Origin of the sequence: Streptomyces torulosus (genome assembly GCF_001419765.1) — a bacterium.
GTDB classification, from domain to species: domain Bacteria; phylum Actinomycetota; class Actinomycetes; order Streptomycetales; family Streptomycetaceae; genus Streptomyces; species Streptomyces torulosus.
Map to the genome: position 1 here is coordinate 1 of NZ_LIRK01000164.1, position 17,173 is coordinate 17,173.

Sequence of the window (17,173 nt, forward strand, 5' to 3'; positions counted from 1 at the left end):
GCGGGCCCCGGCGGCCGGGCAGCCCGGCCGCCGGGGCCCGCTCACTCCTCGCTCACTCCGCGCTCAGGCCACCCGCGTGGCGCCGGTGAACGGCATTTCGTCGAGGGGGGCCACGCGTACCGGGGCGGAGGGGTTCGGGGCGTGGATCATCTGGCCGTTGCCCACATAGATGCCCACGTGGCTGATGCCGGAGTAGAAGAAGACCAGGTCGCCGGGGAGCAGTTCCGCGCGGGAGACGCGGCGGCCGGCGCCGATCTGGCCGTAGGTGGTGCGGGGGAGGGAGACACCGGCGGAGCGGTAGGCGGCCTGGGTGAGGCCGGAGCAGTCGAAGGCGTGGGGGCCGGTGGCACCCCAGACGTACGGGCTGCCGAGCTTGGAGTACGCGTAGGAAACGGCCGAGGCGGCACGGGGATTGGGGGCGTCGGAGGCGGAGGAGGCCGGTGAGACCGGGCCGGTGACGGTGCGCGGGGAGGAGAGGGCGGAGCGCGAGGCGTGACCTGTGCCGGAGCCGGGGCTGCTCAGACGGGTGCGGTCCTCGGGCGTCAGGCGGTCGAGGAGCCGCCGTGCCTCGGTCAACTTCGAGGTGACCGTCTTCTTGTGCCGCTTGACCTCCTGCTGCTTGGTCCTGAGGGTGCCCAGTTCGACACGGGCGGCCCCGCGGAGCCGTTCGATCTCCAGCAACTGCTGCCGTACTCCGGCCACATCGGCCGCCTGCCGGTTGCCGACGCGTTCGGCGAGGGCGGCGTTGTCGAGGTACTGGTCCGGATCACCGGAGAGCGCCAGCTGCCACGACGGGTCGATGCCGCCGGTCCGGTACTGCGCGGTGGCCAGCGAACCCAGCTGCTCGCGGGCGGAGTTGAGCCGGTCGGTGCGGCGGGCCGCCTGGTCGCGCAGTTCCTCCAGGTTCTCCTGCGCCTTGTCGGCCTTCTCCTTGGCCCCGTTGTACTTGTCGGTGGCGACCTCCGCCTCCTCGTACAGCTTGTCCACCTTCGCCTTGATCTGCTCGGGCGTGAGGTGAGGGTCGGCGTGCCCGGTACCGTCGAAACCGGTCGCGGTCGCCGCGCCGGCGAGCGCGAGGGTCGCGGCCGTGCGGACCGTCGGGCCGCCGAGCGAGCGCTGTCTGGGCTTGCGGTGCGCTGCCACGTGGGACTCCATGTCCTCTCGTACGACCGCCGTCCGTACGTCGGAGCGCACAGACCGCCTGGGGGAGCGGTGACGCATCCGGCGGCGGCCCGCACAGGGGGGAGCGGGACGCCGCCGGACTTTCTCGGCGGTGGTGTCCGACTGCCGCCCCTGGCCCGGGCGGCGGTGGGGAGCCGGTCACCTGAGGGAGGACGCTAAACCTGACTGTGTCGGGCCGGTAACGCCTTGTACGGAAGTGGCGCCCACCGAGCGCGAGGTGACCGTATGTGACCGTGATCCCGCCCTGACGCCGCCGTAATCACGCTGCGCGATGACCGATGCGCCGATTCCCGGCCGGAGAGGGGCGAGACGGTGCTATGGGGCGCATATATGCAAGATCGATCCCGCCGTGGCCGGGTGCGGCGCAGGGTCCTGGCCCACGTCCGGCAGCCCCCACCTCCGGAAGTTTCCCCGCGCCCGGAAGCACCTCACGCCGGAGAGGCACAGCACCCCGCCCCCGGTGCCCGGCCGGTCGTCGCCTCCTCATTAGGCTCCGCCCATGGACGTACTCATCCACCTCTTCGTCGCGCTCCACATCATCGGGATCGCCGCTCTCCTGGGCGGTTTCCTCACCCAGATGAAGGCCATGGGCCAGGGCACCGCCCGCTTCGTCCCCGCCATGCTGCACGGCGCGCTCACCATGCTGATCACCGGAGCCGTCCTCGTCGGCCTCAACCAGGCGGACGACCAGCCTGTCAACAACATCAAGATCGGCATCAAGATGGCGCTGCTGGTCGTGATCCTGGGGCTGGTGTACGTCAAGCGCGACGAGGAGACCGTGGACAAGTCGCTGTTCGGGCTGGTGGGCGCACTCACCATGGCGAACGTCTTCATCGCGGTGCTCTGGACCTGAGTCGGCCCGCCTCCCCAGCGGACCGGCCGTACGGACCGGCCGCACGAACCGGCCGTACGGGCTAGCCGTACCGACCGGTCACACGAACAGGCCCCTCGACCGCTACGCCGGCCGCACCACGCTGTGGATGGAGGACTCGCCGTCGTAGAAGATCGACTCCTCGCGGACGTAGGTGCCCGGCTTCGGGGCGTGGATCATCATGCCGTTGCCGATGTAGAGGCCGACGTGGCCGATGTTGTCGTAGAAGAAGATCAGGTCGCCGGGGCGGGCGGCGGAGAGCGAGACGGTCGTACCGGCGTTGACCTGGTCGTAGGTGGTGCGCGGGAGGTCGACGCCGGCGGCCTTCCAGGCGGCCTGGGTGAGGCCGGAGCAGTCGTAGGAGCCGGGGCCGGTGGCGCCCCAGACGTACGGCTTGCCGATCTGCGCGCGGGCGAAGGCGAGGGCCTTGGCGGCCTTCGTGGCGTAGGTCGAGTCCTCGACCGTCGTCGTGGTCTCGGTGGATGAGGACGTTGACGGGGAGGTGGAGGTGTCCTGAGGGGCCTCCTGCGTCTCCTGGGCCGACTCGGCCCGTGACTCGGCCGCCGCCTGCTGCCGCGCCAGCTCCTCCGCCTTGCGGTCGGCCTCCTCCTGCTTCCGCTGCTCGATGTCCGCGAGCCTGGCCTTCTCCTCCGCGGTGAGCTGGGAGAGCAGTTCGCGGGCCGCGGCGAGCTTCGCCTGGACCTTGGCCTTGCTGGACTTGAGGGCGTTCTGCGACTCGGTGAGCTGCTCCAGGCCCTCGGACGCCTCCTGGCGCCGCTGCGAGGTCTCCGCCTGCTGCGCGACGTACGCGTCGACGGACTCCTGCTGGCGGTCCGTCAGCCGGTCCATCAACTGGTTCTGGGCGAAGTACTCCTGCGGGTCGTCCGCCAGGAGCAGGGCCGCCGTGTCGGGGGCGGCCGCGCCCGTCCGGTACTGGGCGGCCGCGTACGACCCCAGCTCCTCGCGCGCTTCGTTGAGCTTTTCCGTCCGCTTCGCGACGTCGTCGAGGAGGTTGTCGACCTGTTTCTTCTGCTTTGTGGTCTTCTCCTTGACCGAGTTGTACTTCTCGGTCGCCGTCTCCGCCTGGCGGTAGAGGTCGCCTACCTTCTTCTCGACCTCCTCCAGACTCGGTTTGTCGTCGGTCGAGGGGGCGGCGGTGGCCGTCTGGGAGAGCAGGGCCACGGAGGTGAGGGCGGCGGTGGCGAGAGCGGGGGTGCGGATGCCCGCGCGCGTCCGGCCGGTCGGACGCGGCTTGCGGTGCGGCGCCATGGTTCGGCGACTCCTTCCGTAGTCCGCCTACCGAGTTAGCTGTCGGGTTCGGGCGCAAGCTTTCGGAAGGTTTGCCCTACGGCCCTCGCCGCGTACGGCGGTCGGGTCGATTCACCCCAGAGGTCGGTGGGTCCCCGGCTCCGGCTGCCGTGGAGGGGCGCACCGGACTCGGCGGAGGCCGTGCGGCCCGGCGACGTTCGCCGGTTGGGTCGTACGGCCTGACCCAAGACGCTAGCCAACTGGTGTGGTCCGTGTGAAGGTTGATGTTCGATATGCCCGATACGTTTTCGTGACCTTGGCCTCGCGGACACGATAGGTGCTACGTTCGATCGCTCACCGTGATGGGGTGGGTGCGACCGGTGGCCGACGGCTCAGCGGGGCGCGGCTCGGAGCGTGCCCGCACGGACTTCCCGGGGCGGCCCCTCGCTGTCAGTGGGGGCGCCTAGACTCGGAGAGCGATGAGCAGCCTCTTTGACGACAGCTTCCTGGCGGACCTCCAGGCCCCCCGCGGCCGTGACGAGGAGCCCCCGCCGCCGCCCGAGGACGATCATGTGCCGGAGTCGATTCCGGACGATCTGTTCGGCGGGAAGTTCGACGTGCCGCCGGACCGGGACGCCTACTACCGCGACGGCGCCCCACGCCCCGCGATCGACGCGGCGGCCCTCCTGGACGGGCTGAACGAGAACCAGCGCGCGGCCGTCGTGCACGCCGGCTCCCCCCTGCTCATCGTGGCCGGCGCCGGCTCCGGCAAGACCCGCGTGCTCACCCACCGCATCGCCCACCTGCTCGGCGAGCGGAACGTCCACCCGGGCCAGATCCTCGCGATCACCTTCACCAACAAGGCCGCGGGCGAGATGAAGGAGCGCGTCGGGCAGCTCGTCGGGCCGCGGGCGAACGCGATGTGGGTCATGACCTTCCACAGCGCCTGCGTCCGCATCCTGCGCCGCGAGAGCAAGAAGCTGGGCTTCACCTCCTCCTTCTCGATCTACGACGCCGCCGACAGCAAGCGCCTGATGGCCCTGGTCTGCCGTGATCTGGACCTCGACCCCAAGCGCTTCCCGCCCAAGTCCTTCAGTGCCAAGATCAGCAACCTGAAGAACGAGCTGATCGACGAGGAGGACTTCGCCGCCCAGGCCACCGACGGCTTCGAGAAGACCCTCGCCCAGGCCTACGCGCTCTACCAGTCCCGCCTCCGCGAGGCGAACGCGCTCGACTTCGACGACCTGATCATGACGACGGTCAATCTGCTGCGCGCCTTCCCGGATGTCGCCGAGCACTACCGCCGTCGTTTCCGTCACGTCCTCGTCGACGAGTACCAGGACACCAACCACGCCCAGTACGCCCTGGTCAGGGAGCTGGTCGGCACCTCCGAACACCCCGTCGACGTGCCCCCCGGCGAGTACGACATCCAGCCCGCCGAGCTGTGCGTCGTCGGTGACGCCGACCAGTCGATCTACGCCTTCCGCGGCGCGACGATCCGCAACATCCTCCAGTTCGAGGAGGACTACCCGAACGCGACGACGATCCTGCTCGAACAGAACTACCGCTCGACGCAGACGATCCTCTCCGCCGCCAACGCCGTCATCGAGCGCAACGAGTCCCGCCGCCCCAAGAACCTGTGGACCAACGCGGGCGCCGGCGCGCAGATCACCGGGTACGTCGCCGACACCGAGCACGACGAGGCCCAGTTCGTCGCCGACGAGATAGACCGCCTCACGGACGCGGGCCACGCGAAGGCCGGGGACGTCGCCGTCTTCTACCGGACCAACGCCCAGTCCCGTGTGTTCGAAGAGGTCTTCATCCGCGTCGGCCTGCCCTACAAGGTCGTCGGGGGCGTCCGCTTCTACGAGCGCAAGGAGGTCCGGGACGTCCTGGCCTACCTGCGTGTTCTCGCCAACCCGGAGGACTCGGTCCCGCTGCGCCGCATCCTCAACGTCCCCAAGCGGGGCATCGGCGACCGCGCCGAGGCGATGATCGACGCCCTCTCCCAGCGCGAGAAGATCAGCTTTCCGCAGGCACTGAAGCGCGTCGACGAGGCGTACGGCATGGCCGCCCGGTCGACGAACGCGGTCAAGCGGTTCAACACGCTGATGGAGGACCTGCGGACCGTCGTCGAGTCCGGCGCCGGTCCCGCGACCGTCCTGGAGGCGGTCCTCGAACGCACGGGCTATCTGGCCGAGTTGCAGGCGTCCACCGACCCGCAGGACGAGACCCGCATCGAGAACCTCCAGGAACTCGCGGCCGTGGCCCTGGAGTTCGAGCAGGAGGCCGGCGCGGCGGAAGGCGAGGGCGCGACCTCCGCCAGTCTCGCCGAGTTCCTGGAGCGGGTCGCCCTGGTCGCCGACTCCGACCAGATCCCCGACGAGGACGAGGACGGCTCGGGCGTCATCACGCTCATGACCCTCCACACCGCCAAGGGCCTGGAGTTCCCCGTCGTCTTCCTGACGGGCATGGAGGACGGCGTCTTCCCGCACATGCGTGCCCTCGGTCAGACCAAGGAGCTGGAGGAGGAGCGCCGCCTCGCCTACGTCGGCATCACCCGTGCGCGGGAACGGCTCTATCTCACCCGGTCGTCGATGCGCAGCGCCTGGGGGCAGCCGTCGTACAACCCGCCGTCCCGCTTCCTGGAGGAGATCCCGGCGAGCTACCTGGAGTGGAAGCGCAAGGGTGGCTCCGCGCCGATGCCCTCGGGTCCGGTCGGCGGGATCGCGTCGTCGTTGTCGTCGTCGCGCTCCCGTTCCTCCGCCTCCGGCGCGTCCGGCTTCGCCACCCGTCGCACCAACGAGAAGCCGGTGGTCTCCCTCGCCGTCGGCGACCGCGTCACCCACGACCAGTTCGGCCTCGGCACGGTCATCGCCGTCAAGGGCACGGGCGCCAACGGGGAGGCGACGATCGACTTCGGTGACGCCAAGCCGAAGCGGCTGCTGCTGCGGTACGCGCCGGTGGAGAAGCTGTAGCGAGACCCGCCGGAGGCTCGGCGAGGAGCCTCAGCCTTCCGGTGACATGACTCGGGCCCCTGCTCAGCAGGGGCCCGGTTCTCGTTCCTGATCTTGCTCGGCTTGGCTCGATCTCGCCGCCGGTTACGTCGGGTCCAGTCCGTGGCTGCGCAGCCAGGGCAGGGGGTCTATGGCCGAGCCGCCCGCGGGGTGGACCTCGAGGTGCAGGTGCGGGCCGGTCGAGTTGCCCGAGTTGCCCGAGTAGGCGATGACATCGCCGGCCTTGACCGTCGCGCCGGAGGCGACCTTGTACGTGGAGAGGTGGCAGTACCAGGTCTCGGTGCCGTCCTTGGCGGTCACGATGACCATGTTGCCGTAGGCCGGGTTCCACTGCGTGCGCACGGTGCCGTCGGTCACGGCCATGACCGGCGTGCCGTACGAGACGGGGAAGTCGATACCGGTGTGCAGCGACATCCAGTTGACGCCGGACTGCCCGTAGTACGCGCTGAGCCCGTGCTTGGCGACCGGCAGCGCGAACTTCGGCCGCAGCCGCTCCTTGCGGGCCGCCTCGGCCGCCGCCTTCTTCTGCTCCAGCTCCTGCTGGGCCTTCAGGTCGATGCGCTCCTGTGTACGGCTCGCCCGGTCGGCGAAGTCGTCCGCCTCGGCGGACAGGCTCTCCAGCTGGGTGTCGAGCTGGTTGTTGGCGGCGGACGGCTTCACGGCGGTGGCGTCCGACTTGGTGGCCGCCGTCGTCTCCGTCTCGCCCCCACCGATGCCGACCGATGCCGCCGCGATACCGGCGACACCCATGACGCACGCCGAGGGAACGGCCACTGTCAGCAGGGCGGAACGTTTGGCCGGAGCGCGACGACGTGACCGCGAGGCCGCGCGAGCGGCCGCCCGGCCCGGGCTCGCCGTGGCGGTCGGGGTGACCTCCTCCTGGTCGTCGAGGAGCGCGGCGCCGCCGGGCTCGAACTCGCCGTCACCGGAGAGGGCTTGATCCTCGTCGTACGGGGCGAGCTGCTCGAAGGTGGCGGTCGCCTGCTGGGCGAACTCCACGGCTTCGGGGGAGGGGTGCTCGTGCGCGTCGGGTCCCTCGGAGGCACTGTCGCCGTGGTCGTACGACTCGGTGGCGCCGCTGGCGTGCTCGTCGGAGGCCTGCGTGCCGTCGGTGTTCCACTGCGTGGCGTCGAACACGCCCGTCGCGAAGTGCTGCACCCCGACCCACTGCTGGGTCTGGTCGGCGTCCAACTGATCGTTCTGGCCGAGCTGTTCGGCCTGCAGCCAGCCGCTCGCGTCCCACTGGCCACTGGCGTCCGGGCCCTGCGACTGGCCCGGCACCTGGGCGAGATGCTCGTAACCGGCGGACCAGGACGTCGAGTCGTAGTTGCCCGTGTCGTACGCGGCTTGGTGCTGCGCGGCATACGGGTCGTAGTTCAGAGTCTGGTGGCTGCCCGTGGACCACTGGGAGGCGTCGTAGGAGCCGGTGCCCGCGTCGTTGCCCGGAAGGTCACCGAAAAGAGGGTCGGTCTCGAAGGTTCCGGTGGCGTTCGCCTGGGCACCCGTGCCGGAGTCAAAACCAGTGGCGGAGTAATCGCCGTACGTGGTGAAGTCGCCGTAACCGGCTCCTTGGTGGCCGTGCGACGCGTAGTGCGCCGGGTCGGCATCGGAGGCCGGAGCCGGGGATGTTGCGGTCCCCGACGGGTGACGATCGTTCACCAACTTCTCTTTCGCCTCGACGACAGGGGCTGGCAGAGCAGTGCGGTGACTGTACCCGGCGGTACGCGGGCGCGACAATCTTCAACGGGTTTCGCGGTCGTAGGAAACGGGCATTCGAGCGTCTTTCGGCGGTCTATGGGTACGAGTTTGGCTTTGCGTTCGAAGTTTGTTCGATAACTGGCGGCTGTGCGGGGCCTGTGGGGCGGCCGAGTTCCGGGGTTTCGGGCGCTCCTCGATGCGCGGGCAAGTCGCCTATGGGGCGCGTGGATGCTGAGCGGAAGGGTGTCGCGGGTCCGGCGCATGGTGGGGGCGTGCGGAAGCGCGCCGGGTTTATGCCGATGTATCCCTTGTCGTCACGCTACCGTCAGGCCACCCGGGCGGGCGGCGGGGCGGGTTGCCGTCGGGGCCGCGTCCAGCGCCCGGCGGATCTCGTTGGCGACGGTGGGGTGCACGGGCAGCGCGAGATGACCGATGCCGGTGACCTGGACATTGCGCACCATGAGGTCGGGGTGGTCGACGCAGGCGGTCTCCACCGGAACCATCACATGGTCGAAATCGCTCCAGAACGCCACGAAATGCGTACGGCAGCCCGGCGCCGGCTCACGCAACTCCTCCAGTACGTCCGAACCCGGCCGCATCTGCCGGACGATCGGGTGTGCGTTCGCGAGGGGTGCGACCTGGGTGCCGCCGTGCGGGGTGCCGAGCGTGACGAGCGTGCGGACGCGGTGGTCGCCGCCGAGTCGCTGCACGTAGTACCGCGCGATCAGCCCGCCCAGGCTGTGCCCGACGACGTCGACCCGCTCCCGGCCGGTGCGCTCGCAGATGTCCTCGATGTGTCGGCCGAGCAACTCGGCGGCGGCGCGTATGTCGAAGGTCAGAGGCGAGTAGTTGAGGGACTCCAGGTGCCGGCCGCCGTCCTGGGCGAGGGCGCGGCGCAGCAGGACGAACACGGAGCGGTTGTCGATGAAGCCGTGCAGGAGTACGACCGGAGGCTTGTCCTCCGTCGGCAGGCGGGGTGCGTCCGCCGAAGGGGGCGCGGGTGTGGTCCGGCGCTCCTGGATGATCCCGGACGGGTAGAGCAGGAGGTGTCCGGCGAGGATCGCCAGTTCCAGGGCGGTCGCCTTGAGGAGGGCGACCGAGAGGCCGGTCAGTCTTGTGGGCAGGAGTCGCTCGCAGAGCGGAAGAAGGGGCGCTGCCGCCCTGGTGACCTTCATGCCCGACCCTCCCGTCGGCAGACGGTCGGACGGCCGGCGTCCCCCGTATGCCCTAGTGGAAGGCCCGCGGCGCGGTCGGCGGGCGGCGTGGACGCGAAGCCTGATCATCTGCGGCGCCTGGTGCGCCCGCGCACATCCGGGGTGTCCGGATGCCTCCGATCCCTGCAACGCGTGGTGCGCCCGCGACGCGTGAGGCGTCGATGACGCTACGGGAGCCGTCGATCCTCCTTCTGGCCCCGCTGTCCTGCCGTCCACCGTCCGCCGGTGTCGATCCTCCGTCGCCGTGGCTCCCGTGAACGGCGAGGGTGGTGCGACACCTTGCTGACGGCCTTCCTGTGCGCCCGCTCCCGTTCGTGGCGCGCGCGGCACGGGGGCTGAGGTGCCCGGCACGGCTGCCGTGGCACCTCGATCCCCGCGACGCGTGAGCCGCGAGAACCGGGAACGGTGCGCGGCGAACGTGTCCCATCGTGTGATTTCCCCCTCGGTCTCCACCGCGAAACTGCCGGTTGCGGGATGCTGGGGATAACGTTCGTTCACTTCCCCGGTATGTGGTGCGGGTAGCTGTTCTGCGGAACGGATGGCATGCGGACATGCCCGGTGCGGCGGGTAGTGATATGTGCGGTTTTCGCGGTACGTGCGGTAGTGACGGCCGTGCTCTGTTACGGATGGGTGTAGTCGTTTCATGGAGGCAGTGATGGGTGTGGCAGCCGGTCCGATCCGCGTGGTGGTGGCCAAGCCGGGACTCGACGGCCACGATCGCGGGGCCAAGGTGATCGCGCGGGCGCTGCGCGACGCCGGTATGGAGGTCATCTACACCGGCCTCCACCAGACACCGGAGCAGATCGTCGACACCGCGATCCAGGAGGACGCCGACGCGATCGGCCTGTCCATCCTCTCGGGGGCCCACAACACGCTCTTCGCGGCCGTCATCGATCTCCTCAAGCAGCGTGACGCCGAGGACATCCTCGTCTTCGGCGGCGGCATCATCCCCGAGGCCGACATCGCGCCCCTCAAGGAGAAGGGTGTCGCCGAGATCTTCACGCCCGGGGCGACGACGGCGTCGATCGTGGACTGGGTCCGGGCGAACGTCCGACAGCCGGCGGGCACGTAGCAGCACCTCCGGGTCTGCCGCCCCCCCCCAGGACCCACTGAGGAAGAGGGGGCGGCCTCGCGGTTGGGGCCCGCGTATGTCGGTGCGGGTGCCTGAGGGCTGGTCGCGTGCACCGCGGCGGCGGAAAAGCGTGGGGCACAGCCCCCGCTTTTCAGGGGCGCGGGGAACCGCGCGAGAAACCCCACCTCACCCGCACTCGCCCACGAACCCCGCAGTCTCGAGCTACGAGGCGCCCACCACGCCCGGCGGAGCCAACTCCGCTCTCATCGTCGCGCGCAACCGCAGCGTCGTCGCCAGGCGCTGGAACGCCTCGGCCCAGTAACCCCCGGCGCCGGGCGCCGCGTCCTCCGGTTCCTCCGTGGCCGCGGTGAGCGGTTCGAGCCGGGCGGCCTCGTCGGGGTCCAGGCATCTCTCCGCCAGGCCCATCACCCCGCTGAAGCTCCAGGGGTAACTGCCGGCGTCCCGCGCGATGTCGAGGGCGTCCACCACGGCCCGGCCCAACGGCGGAGCCCACGGGACGTCGCACACTCCGAGCAGCTGGAACGCCTCCGACAGGCCGTGCGTCCCGATGAACCCGGCGACCCACTCGGCCCGCTCGTCGGCGTCCAAAGTGGCGAGCAGTTTCGCCCGCTCGGCCAGCGACACGGCCCCCGGCCCGCCCGCTTCCGGCGTGACGGGTGCCCCCAACAGGGCCCTCGACCAGCTCGGATCACGTTGGCGTACCGCCGCCCGGCACCAGGCGCCGTGCAGCTCCGCCTGCCAGTCGTCCGCGACCGGCAGCGCCACCACCTCCTCCGGTGAACGGCCGCCGAGCCGCGCCGACCAGGCGTCGAGCGGGGCCGCCTCCACCAACTGGCCCAGCCACCACGACCGTTCCCCCCGGCCGGCCGGGGCCTTCGGCTGGACGCCGTCGCGTTCCATGCCGGGATCGCACTCGTGCGGCGCCTCGACCACGATCGTGGGCGTGTCGCCGGTATGGTCCACGGCCACGCAGGCCGTCGCCCGCCGCGCCATCCGGCCGGCCAGAGCCGAGGTGGGCAGCGCGGACAGCAACTCGGCGGCGGTGGACCGGACGTTGCGGCTGCGGTCGGACAACGCGCCTTCCAGGAACGGCTCGTCCGCCGCTTCCAGTCCCGTCCGGAGCGAGTCGAGGAACATCAGCCGGTCCTCCGCCCGTTCCGTCGACCAAGTGGAGGTCAGCAACTCCCGTGCGACGGGCGCGTCCTGAGCGCGCAGGGCGGTGAGGAGCGCCACCCGTTCAGCGAACAGGCCCTCCTGCCACAGGCGTCGCACCCGCTCCGGCTCGTCCGGGCCGGGCAGCGCCGAACCACCGCCCGGCGAGGCCCGCAACGCGAAACGCCAGTCCGTGTTCAACCGGGCCAGCCACAACGCGCGCGTGCCCGCGAAAGTCAGGGCGGCTGTGCGTAGATCGGTACGGCCGCGCGCCGCGTCGAGCAGCGCGGGCAGCGTCTCCGGCGGTGCCGCGTACCCGTGCGCGTTGGCCAGTGCCAGCCACTGGGGCAGCAGCTCCATCAGGTCCGGCGCCGTCCCCCGGCGGCCGCCGCCCGTGCCGGGCCGGTCCATCAGCAGTGTCGCCAGCCGGCGAGCCGCGGCCGGCGGCAGCGGAGGCCGTCCGTCCGGTGCGGCGGGCTGCGGTCCCGCCGCCGCCCGCACGGGCCGTAGCCCCGCCCGGCGCCGGACGGTCTCCACCGCCGCCGCGTCGAGCAGGGCCACGGGCGCCTCGCGGCCGGACGCCGACATCGGAGGCGTACGGCGGTCCGTCCCGAGGAGCGCCGTCGTGATGAGCTCCTCCCAGGCGTGCCCCGCCTGTGCGGTCGACGTGCTGGTCATGCGGGTTCCTTCCGTACGGGGACGGCCGGGTGGGCCGGGCCGGTCGGTCGACTGTTGCGGGCCGGTCGGTCGGCTGTTGTCTGTGCCTGTGCCTGTGCCTGTGCCTGTGCCTGTGCCTGTGCCTGTATCGGTGCCGGTGCCGGTGCCGGCACCTGTATCGGTACCGGTGATGGTGTGCGCGGTGTCGGCCTCTCTCAGCACAGGGCCACCGCCTGTCCTGTCGGGTCCTCCGGCCACGCCGTCATCGGAGTGAAGCCCCGGTGGCCGCATTCGCCGAAGACCGTGACGGGAGCGCCGCCGGACAGCGCGACGAGGCGCCACAGTCCGGGGCGTGAGCGGGCGGACGGTGTGAGGGGCAGGGCCAAGTCGCTCTCCGGGTGCGCCAATTGCCAGGAGTCGCCGTCCGGCGTGGGTATCACCCGGGCGAGAGTGACCGGGTACGAGTCGAGCCATGGGTCGTCCCGCAGGGCCTCGCCGTAACGGGCCGCCGCCTCGGCCGGAGTGATTCCGGGAGGACGGATGTCCGCGGGCGCGGGCGCGGTGAACCTCTGGCCCAGGGCCGCTCGGAGCTGCCCGCCGCCCGGGTACGCCGACACCTCCGCCTCGAACACCAGGCCCACCGGCAGCGACAGCTCGGGCGCGCGGCCGGCGGCCCCGTACGACAGGAGCAGCGCCGTACGGCCCGACTCGGCGCCGTGGAGCCAGATCCGGCGGGTGGTGAGGCGCGAGTCGGACGTGTCGTACTGGGCGAGGGCCAGCCAGCGGTCACGGACCGGCGGTCCGTCCGCCGAGCCCGGCAGGCCGACGCGGGAGCGGACCGTCGCCGCGAGTCCCTCCGGGAGGCTTTCGCGGCGCAGCCAGCCCTGGTCGAGAAGGTGGAGGAGGGCGCACTCCTCCAGGAGCCGGACGGGCCAGCCCGCGCCCGATCCCGGTATGGCGCCCAACTCCCGAACACGCGCGGCCAGTCCGGGTGCCTGCGCGTCGACCATGCGGGCGGCCGTCTCCTCCCACAGTCCGTACCCCGCCTGCTCCGCGGCGGCGAGGCCGCCACGGAGCAGGTCGGTCAGGCGCTGTTCGAGCTCGGTCGCACCCGCGGTGACGCGCTCGGCGCGCCGCTCGGCCCGGCGCCGCGCCGCCTCGGCGTCAGCGGACGTGGCCCCAGATGCCGCGCCCGTCCTCGTCGTCCTCTCCGCTGCGCGCCTGCGGCGGCCTTCCAGCCACTGCTCCGCCCAGTCCGGCGCCTGCCCAGGTGGCACCGCACCGGCGTCGCCCGCCCAGAGCAGCAGCAGTCCCAGCGCGTGCTTGCACGGGAATTTGCGGCTCGGACAACTGCACTTGTACGCGGGCCCGGATGAGTCCGCGACGTCGACCACAGTCTGATACGGCTTGCTGCCACTGCCTTTGCACAGTCCCCACACCGTCCCCTCGTCCGAAGTGCCCGCCTGTGACCACGGTCCGGCCGCGGCGAGTTTGCTTCCGGCTTTGCGCGAGGCTGCGTCAGGTGCCAGTGCCAGCACCTGCTCAGCCGTCCAGCGCACCCCCTGCTGAGTCATGTTTCGAAGGTAGATCCCACCACTGACAATTGGCTTGCGCCAAAGGATTTCCGCAGGTCAGACTGGATTGTCAGAGGCGTGGTGCATCGTGGTCAGCAGATCCGAACCGGCCGAGCTGGAGGGGGACTCAGCCATGCCTGCGTCCGTAGAAACGACCACTGTCGACCCGAGCCACGACCAGTCCGCGCCCGCGAACGCGCACACGGATGCGCGCGTGCAGGGCGCGCCCGCGGGCGGCGAGGAACTGCGCCCGCACGCCGAGCACGCCTTCGCCGGAGAACTCGCCGCGCTCGCGGCCCAGGACGACCGGCCCCGCCCGGTCCGCTGGAAGCTGTCGCCGTGGGCGGTCGCCACCTATCTGCTCGGCGGGACGCTCCCGGACGGCACGGTGATCACACCGAAGTACGTCGGCCCGCGGCGCATCGTCGAGGTCGCCGTCACCACGCTCGCCACCGACCGCGCCCTGCTTCTGCTCGGTGTGCCCGGCACCGCCAAGACCTGGGTCTCCGAGCACCTCGCGGCGGCCGTCAGCGGCGACTCGACCCTCCTCGTGCAGGGCACGGCCGGCACCCCGGAGGAGGCCATCCGCTACGGGTGGAACTACGCGCAGCTCCTCGCCCACGGCCCGAGCCGCGACGCCCTCGTGCCCAGCCCCGTCATGCGCGCCATGTCCGAGGGCATGACCGCCCGCGTCGAGGAACTGACCCGTATCCCGGCGGACGTCCAGGACACCCTGATCACGATCCTGTCCGAGAAGACCCTGCCCATACCGGAGTTGGGGCAGGAAGTGCAGGCCGTCCGCGGCTTCAACCTCATCGCCACGGCGAACGACCGCGACCGCGGGGTCAACGATCTGTCGAGCGCCCTCCGCCGCCGCTTCAACACCGTCGTGCTGCCGCTGCCGGAGAGCGCCGACGCCGAGGTCGAGATCGTCTCGCGCCGCGTCGACCAGATCGGCCGTTCCCTCGACCTGCCGACCGCGCCCGACGGCATCGACGAGATCCGCCGGGTCGTCACCGTCTTTCGCGAGCTGCGCGACGGCGTCACCACGGACGGCCGTACGAAGCTGAAGTCGCCCAGCGGCACGCTCTCCACCGCCGAGGCGATCTCCGTCGTCACCAACGGACTCGCACTCGCCGCCCATTTCGGCGACGGCGTGCTGCGCCCCTCCGACGTGGCCGCGGGCATCCTCGGCGCCGTCGTCCGCGACCCGGCCGCCGACCGCGTCATCTGGCAGGAGTACCTGGAAGCGGTCGTGCGCGAGCGTGACGGCTGGACCGACTTCTACCGCGCCTGCCGCGAGGTGAGCGCGTGACGGCCCAGGACGAGCGCCCGGACAGCCCACGGCCGTCCGGCGCCGGACCACTGCTCCTCGGTGTACGGCACCACGGGCCCGGCTCGGCGCGGGCGGTGCGGGCCGCGCTGGAGGCCGCCCGGCCCCGAGTCGTGCTGATCGAGGGACCACCGGAGGCGGACACCCTCATCCCGCTCGCCGCCGACGAGGACATGCGGCCCCCGGTCGCCCTCCTCGCCCACGCGGTCGACGAGCCCGGCCGCTCCGCGTTCTGGCCCCTCGCCGAGTTCTCCCCCGAGTGGGTGGCCATCCGCTGGGCCCTGGAGCACGAGGTCCCCGCCCGCTTCATCGACCTCCCGGCGACGCACACGCTGGCCTGGGGGCGGGAGGGCACCGCGGCAGCCGAGCCGGAAGGACCGACCTCGGCGGCGGAGGAGCCGGCTCAGCAGGCGCAGGGGGAGACCGTCCCGGACGCGGCAGGGGAGCGGACCGGGCGAGGCGCCGGCGAAGCGGCCGACGAGAACGCCGGGCACGACGGCCCGGGGTCCGCGGCGGACACGGTTCGGGTCGATCCTCTGGCCGCGCTCGCGGAAGCCGCCGGTTACGACGACCCGGAGCGCTGGTGGGAGGACGTGGTCGAGCACCGGGGCACGGGCGGGGACGCGTTCGCGCCGTTCGCCGCGCTGGAGGAGGCCATGGGCGCGCTCCGCGAGGTGGAGGTGACCGGCGGGCACGACCGCGACTCCGTGCGCGAGGCGTACATGCGGTTGCAGATGCGGGCCGCGCAGAAGGAGTTCGGGGACGACGAGGTGGCCGTCGTGTGCGGTGCCTGGCACGTGCCCGCGCTGCGGGAGAGGCGGACCATGGCCGCCGACCGGGCCCTGCTCAAGGGGCTGCCCAAGGTCAAGGCCGACATGACCTGGGTGCCGTGGACGCACCGGCGGCTGGCCAGGGCCAGCGGCTACGGAGCGGGGATCGACTCACCGGGCTGGTACGGGCACCTGTTCGGCGCGCCCGACCGTCCCGTGGAGCGATGGCTGACCAAGGTGGCCGGCCTGCTGCGCGAGGAGGACCGCATCGTGTCCTCCGCGCATGTCATCGAGGCGGTGCGGTTGGCCGAGACGCTCGCCGCGATGCGCGGGCGCCCCCTGCCGGGCCTCACCGAGACCACCGACGCCGTACGGGCCGTGATGTGCGAGGGCTCGGACGTGCCGCTGTCGCTGGTGCACGACCGGCTGGTGGTCGGAGATGTGCTGGGGGAGGTGCCCGAGGCGGCCCCGGCCGTGCCGCTGCAGCGGGACCTGGCACGGCTACAGCGGCGCCTGCGGCTCAAGCCGGAGGCACTGGAACGGGAACTGGAACTCGACCTGCGCAAGGAGAACGACGCCGAGCGCAGCCGTCTCCTGCACCGGCTGCGGCTGCTCGGTGTCGCCTGGGGCGAGCCCGCCGTGTCGCGGAGCAGCACGGGGACGTTCCGGGAGACCTGGCGGCTGCGCTGGGAGCCGGAGCTCGCCGTGCGGGTCGCCGAGGCCGGGGTGTGGGGGACCACGGTGCTCGCGGCGGCGACCGCGAAGGCCGAGGCGGACGCCGTCTCCGCCCGGTCGCTCGCCGACATCACCGCGCTCGCCGAGCACTGCCTGCTGGCCGAACTGACCGACGCGCTGCCCGTGGTGATGCGGGTCCTCGCCGATCGGGCCGCCCTCGACGCCGACGTCGCCCACCTCACGCAGGCGCTCCCGGCCCTGGTCAGGTCCCTGCGCTACGGCGACGTCCGCGCCACCGACACCCGGGCGCTCACCGAGGTCGCCGCCGGGCTCGCCGAGCGGATCTTCGTCGGACTGCCGCCGGCCTGCGCCGCGCTCGACGCGGAGGCGGCGCAGGAGATGCGCGGGCATGTGGACGCCGTGCACGGAGCGGTGGGGCTGCTGGGCGATGCCGTCGACGCCGGGCACGGTGACCTACGGGTCCGCTGGCACTCCGTCCTGCGGGTGCTCTCCGGGCGGGACACCGTACCGGGCGTCATCCGGGGCCGGGCCGTCCGGCTCCTGCTGGACGACGGGGAGTTGGCGCAGGACGAGGCGGCCCGGCTCATGGGGCTCGTCCTGTCGCCGGGCACGGCGCCCGCCGACGAATCCCTCGATCCATGCCGCCGCGTCGGCGGGCGCCGTGCCCG

The 17,173-nt window shown here is 71.8% G+C and carries 11 protein-coding genes and 1 riboswitch; of the genes, 5 read left to right on the forward strand and 6 right to left on the reverse strand.

Features of this window, described 5'->3' with window-relative positions:
- Positions 1–63: 63 nt before the first annotated feature.
- Positions 64–1,143, reverse strand: a complete 1,080-nt coding sequence (locus AOK23_RS12015; protein WP_055712724.1) for a C40 family peptidase — start codon at positions 1,141–1,143, stop codon at positions 64–66.
- A 538-nt stretch (positions 1,144–1,681) separates the two neighbouring features.
- On the opposite strand from AOK23_RS12015, the gene AOK23_RS12020 reads away from it, so the two are divergent.
- On the forward strand, positions 1,682–2,035 hold the full coding sequence (locus AOK23_RS12020) for a hypothetical protein (protein WP_055712717.1): 354 nt from the start codon (positions 1,682–1,684) through the stop codon (positions 2,033–2,035).
- Positions 2,036–2,137: 102 nt separating this feature from the next.
- Here AOK23_RS12020 and AOK23_RS12025 read toward each other — a convergent pair whose 3' ends face one another.
- Positions 2,138–3,322 carry a C40 family peptidase gene (locus tag AOK23_RS12025; protein ID WP_055712718.1) on the reverse strand — a complete coding sequence of 395 codons (1,185 nt, stop codon included), beginning with the start codon at positions 3,320–3,322 and terminating at the stop codon, positions 2,138–2,140.
- A gap of 9 nt (positions 3,323–3,331) precedes the next feature.
- Positions 3,332–3,506, reverse strand: a riboswitch (cyclic di-AMP (ydaO/yuaA leader).
- Positions 3,507–3,780: 274 nt separating this feature from the next.
- Between AOK23_RS12025 and pcrA the strand changes: the two genes are divergently transcribed.
- Positions 3,781–6,279, forward strand: a complete 2,499-nt coding sequence (pcrA, locus tag AOK23_RS12030; protein WP_055712719.1) for a DNA helicase PcrA — start codon at positions 3,781–3,783, stop codon at positions 6,277–6,279.
- Positions 6,280–6,402: 123 nt separating this feature from the next.
- On the opposite strand, the gene AOK23_RS12035 is transcribed toward pcrA, so the two are convergent.
- Both AOK23_RS12035 and AOK23_RS12040 read right to left on the reverse strand, forming a co-directional pair.
- A complete protein-coding gene (locus AOK23_RS12035) occupies positions 6,403–7,977 on the reverse strand; it encodes a M23 family metallopeptidase (RefSeq protein ID WP_055712720.1) in 1,575 nt (524 codons plus the stop codon).
- Positions 7,978–8,330: 353 nt separating this feature from the next.
- The gene (locus AOK23_RS12040) at positions 8,331–9,191 is read right to left on the reverse strand and encodes a lipase family alpha/beta hydrolase (protein WP_055712721.1); all 861 of its coding nucleotides are present in this window, start codon (positions 9,189–9,191) and stop codon (positions 8,331–8,333) included.
- A gap of 694 nt (positions 9,192–9,885) precedes the next feature.
- Between AOK23_RS12040 and AOK23_RS12045 the strand changes: the two genes are divergently transcribed.
- Positions 9,886–10,302, forward strand: coding sequence for a coenzyme B12-dependent isobutyryl CoA mutase small subunit (locus tag AOK23_RS12045; protein ID WP_055541322.1), 417 nt, complete (start codon positions 9,886–9,888; stop codon positions 10,300–10,302).
- A gap of 222 nt (positions 10,303–10,524) precedes the next feature.
- Here the strand turns inward: AOK23_RS12045 and AOK23_RS12050 are convergent, their stop codons facing one another.
- Together AOK23_RS12050 and AOK23_RS12055 are read right to left on the reverse strand one after the other, a co-directional pair.
- Positions 10,525–12,153 carry a DUF5691 domain-containing protein gene (locus AOK23_RS12050; protein ID WP_055712722.1) on the reverse strand — a complete coding sequence of 543 codons (1,629 nt, stop codon included), beginning with the start codon at positions 12,151–12,153 and terminating at the stop codon, positions 10,525–10,527.
- Positions 12,154–12,347: 194 nt separating this feature from the next.
- A complete protein-coding gene (locus AOK23_RS12055) occupies positions 12,348–13,706 on the reverse strand; it encodes an SWIM zinc finger family protein (protein ID WP_055712723.1) in 1,359 nt (452 codons plus the stop codon).
- Between the two features lie 133 nt (positions 13,707–13,839).
- Between AOK23_RS12055 and AOK23_RS12060 the strand changes: the two genes are divergently transcribed.
- Together AOK23_RS12060 and AOK23_RS12065 are read left to right on the forward strand one after the other, a co-directional pair.
- The gene (locus tag AOK23_RS12060) at positions 13,840–15,021 is read left to right on the forward strand and encodes an ATP-binding protein (protein WP_079049436.1); all 1,182 of its coding nucleotides are present in this window, start codon (positions 13,840–13,842) and stop codon (positions 15,019–15,021) included.
- Positions 15,018–17,173, forward strand: a 2,156-nt coding sequence (locus AOK23_RS12065; RefSeq protein WP_063791326.1) for a DUF5682 family protein, incomplete at its 3' end; no start/stop codon positions are given. The genes AOK23_RS12060 and AOK23_RS12065, both read left to right, overlap by 4 nt.

Coding starts and splice junctions, on each gene's coding strand:
- AOK23_RS12050 (WP_055712722.1), bottom strand. CDS start 12,153: ATGACCAGCACGTCGACCGCACAGGCGGGGCACGCCTGGGAGGAGCTC.
- AOK23_RS12040 (WP_055712721.1), bottom strand. CDS start 9,191: ATGAAGGTCACCAGGGCGGCAGCGCCCCTTCTTCCGCTCTGCGAGCGA.
- AOK23_RS12045 (WP_055541322.1), top strand. CDS start 9,886: ATGGGTGTGGCAGCCGGTCCGATCCGCGTGGTGGTGGCCAAGCCGGGA.
- AOK23_RS12020 (WP_055712717.1), top strand. CDS start 1,682: ATGGACGTACTCATCCACCTCTTCGTCGCGCTCCACATCATCGGGATC.
- AOK23_RS12055 (WP_055712723.1), bottom strand. CDS start 13,706: ATGACTCAGCAGGGGGTGCGCTGGACGGCTGAGCAGGTGCTGGCACTG.
- AOK23_RS12060 (WP_079049436.1), top strand. CDS start 13,840: ATGCCTGCGTCCGTAGAAACGACCACTGTCGACCCGAGCCACGACCAG.
- AOK23_RS12025 (WP_055712718.1), bottom strand. CDS start 3,322: ATGGCGCCGCACCGCAAGCCGCGTCCGACCGGCCGGACGCGCGCGGGC.
- pcrA (WP_055712719.1), top strand. CDS start 3,781: ATGAGCAGCCTCTTTGACGACAGCTTCCTGGCGGACCTCCAGGCCCCC.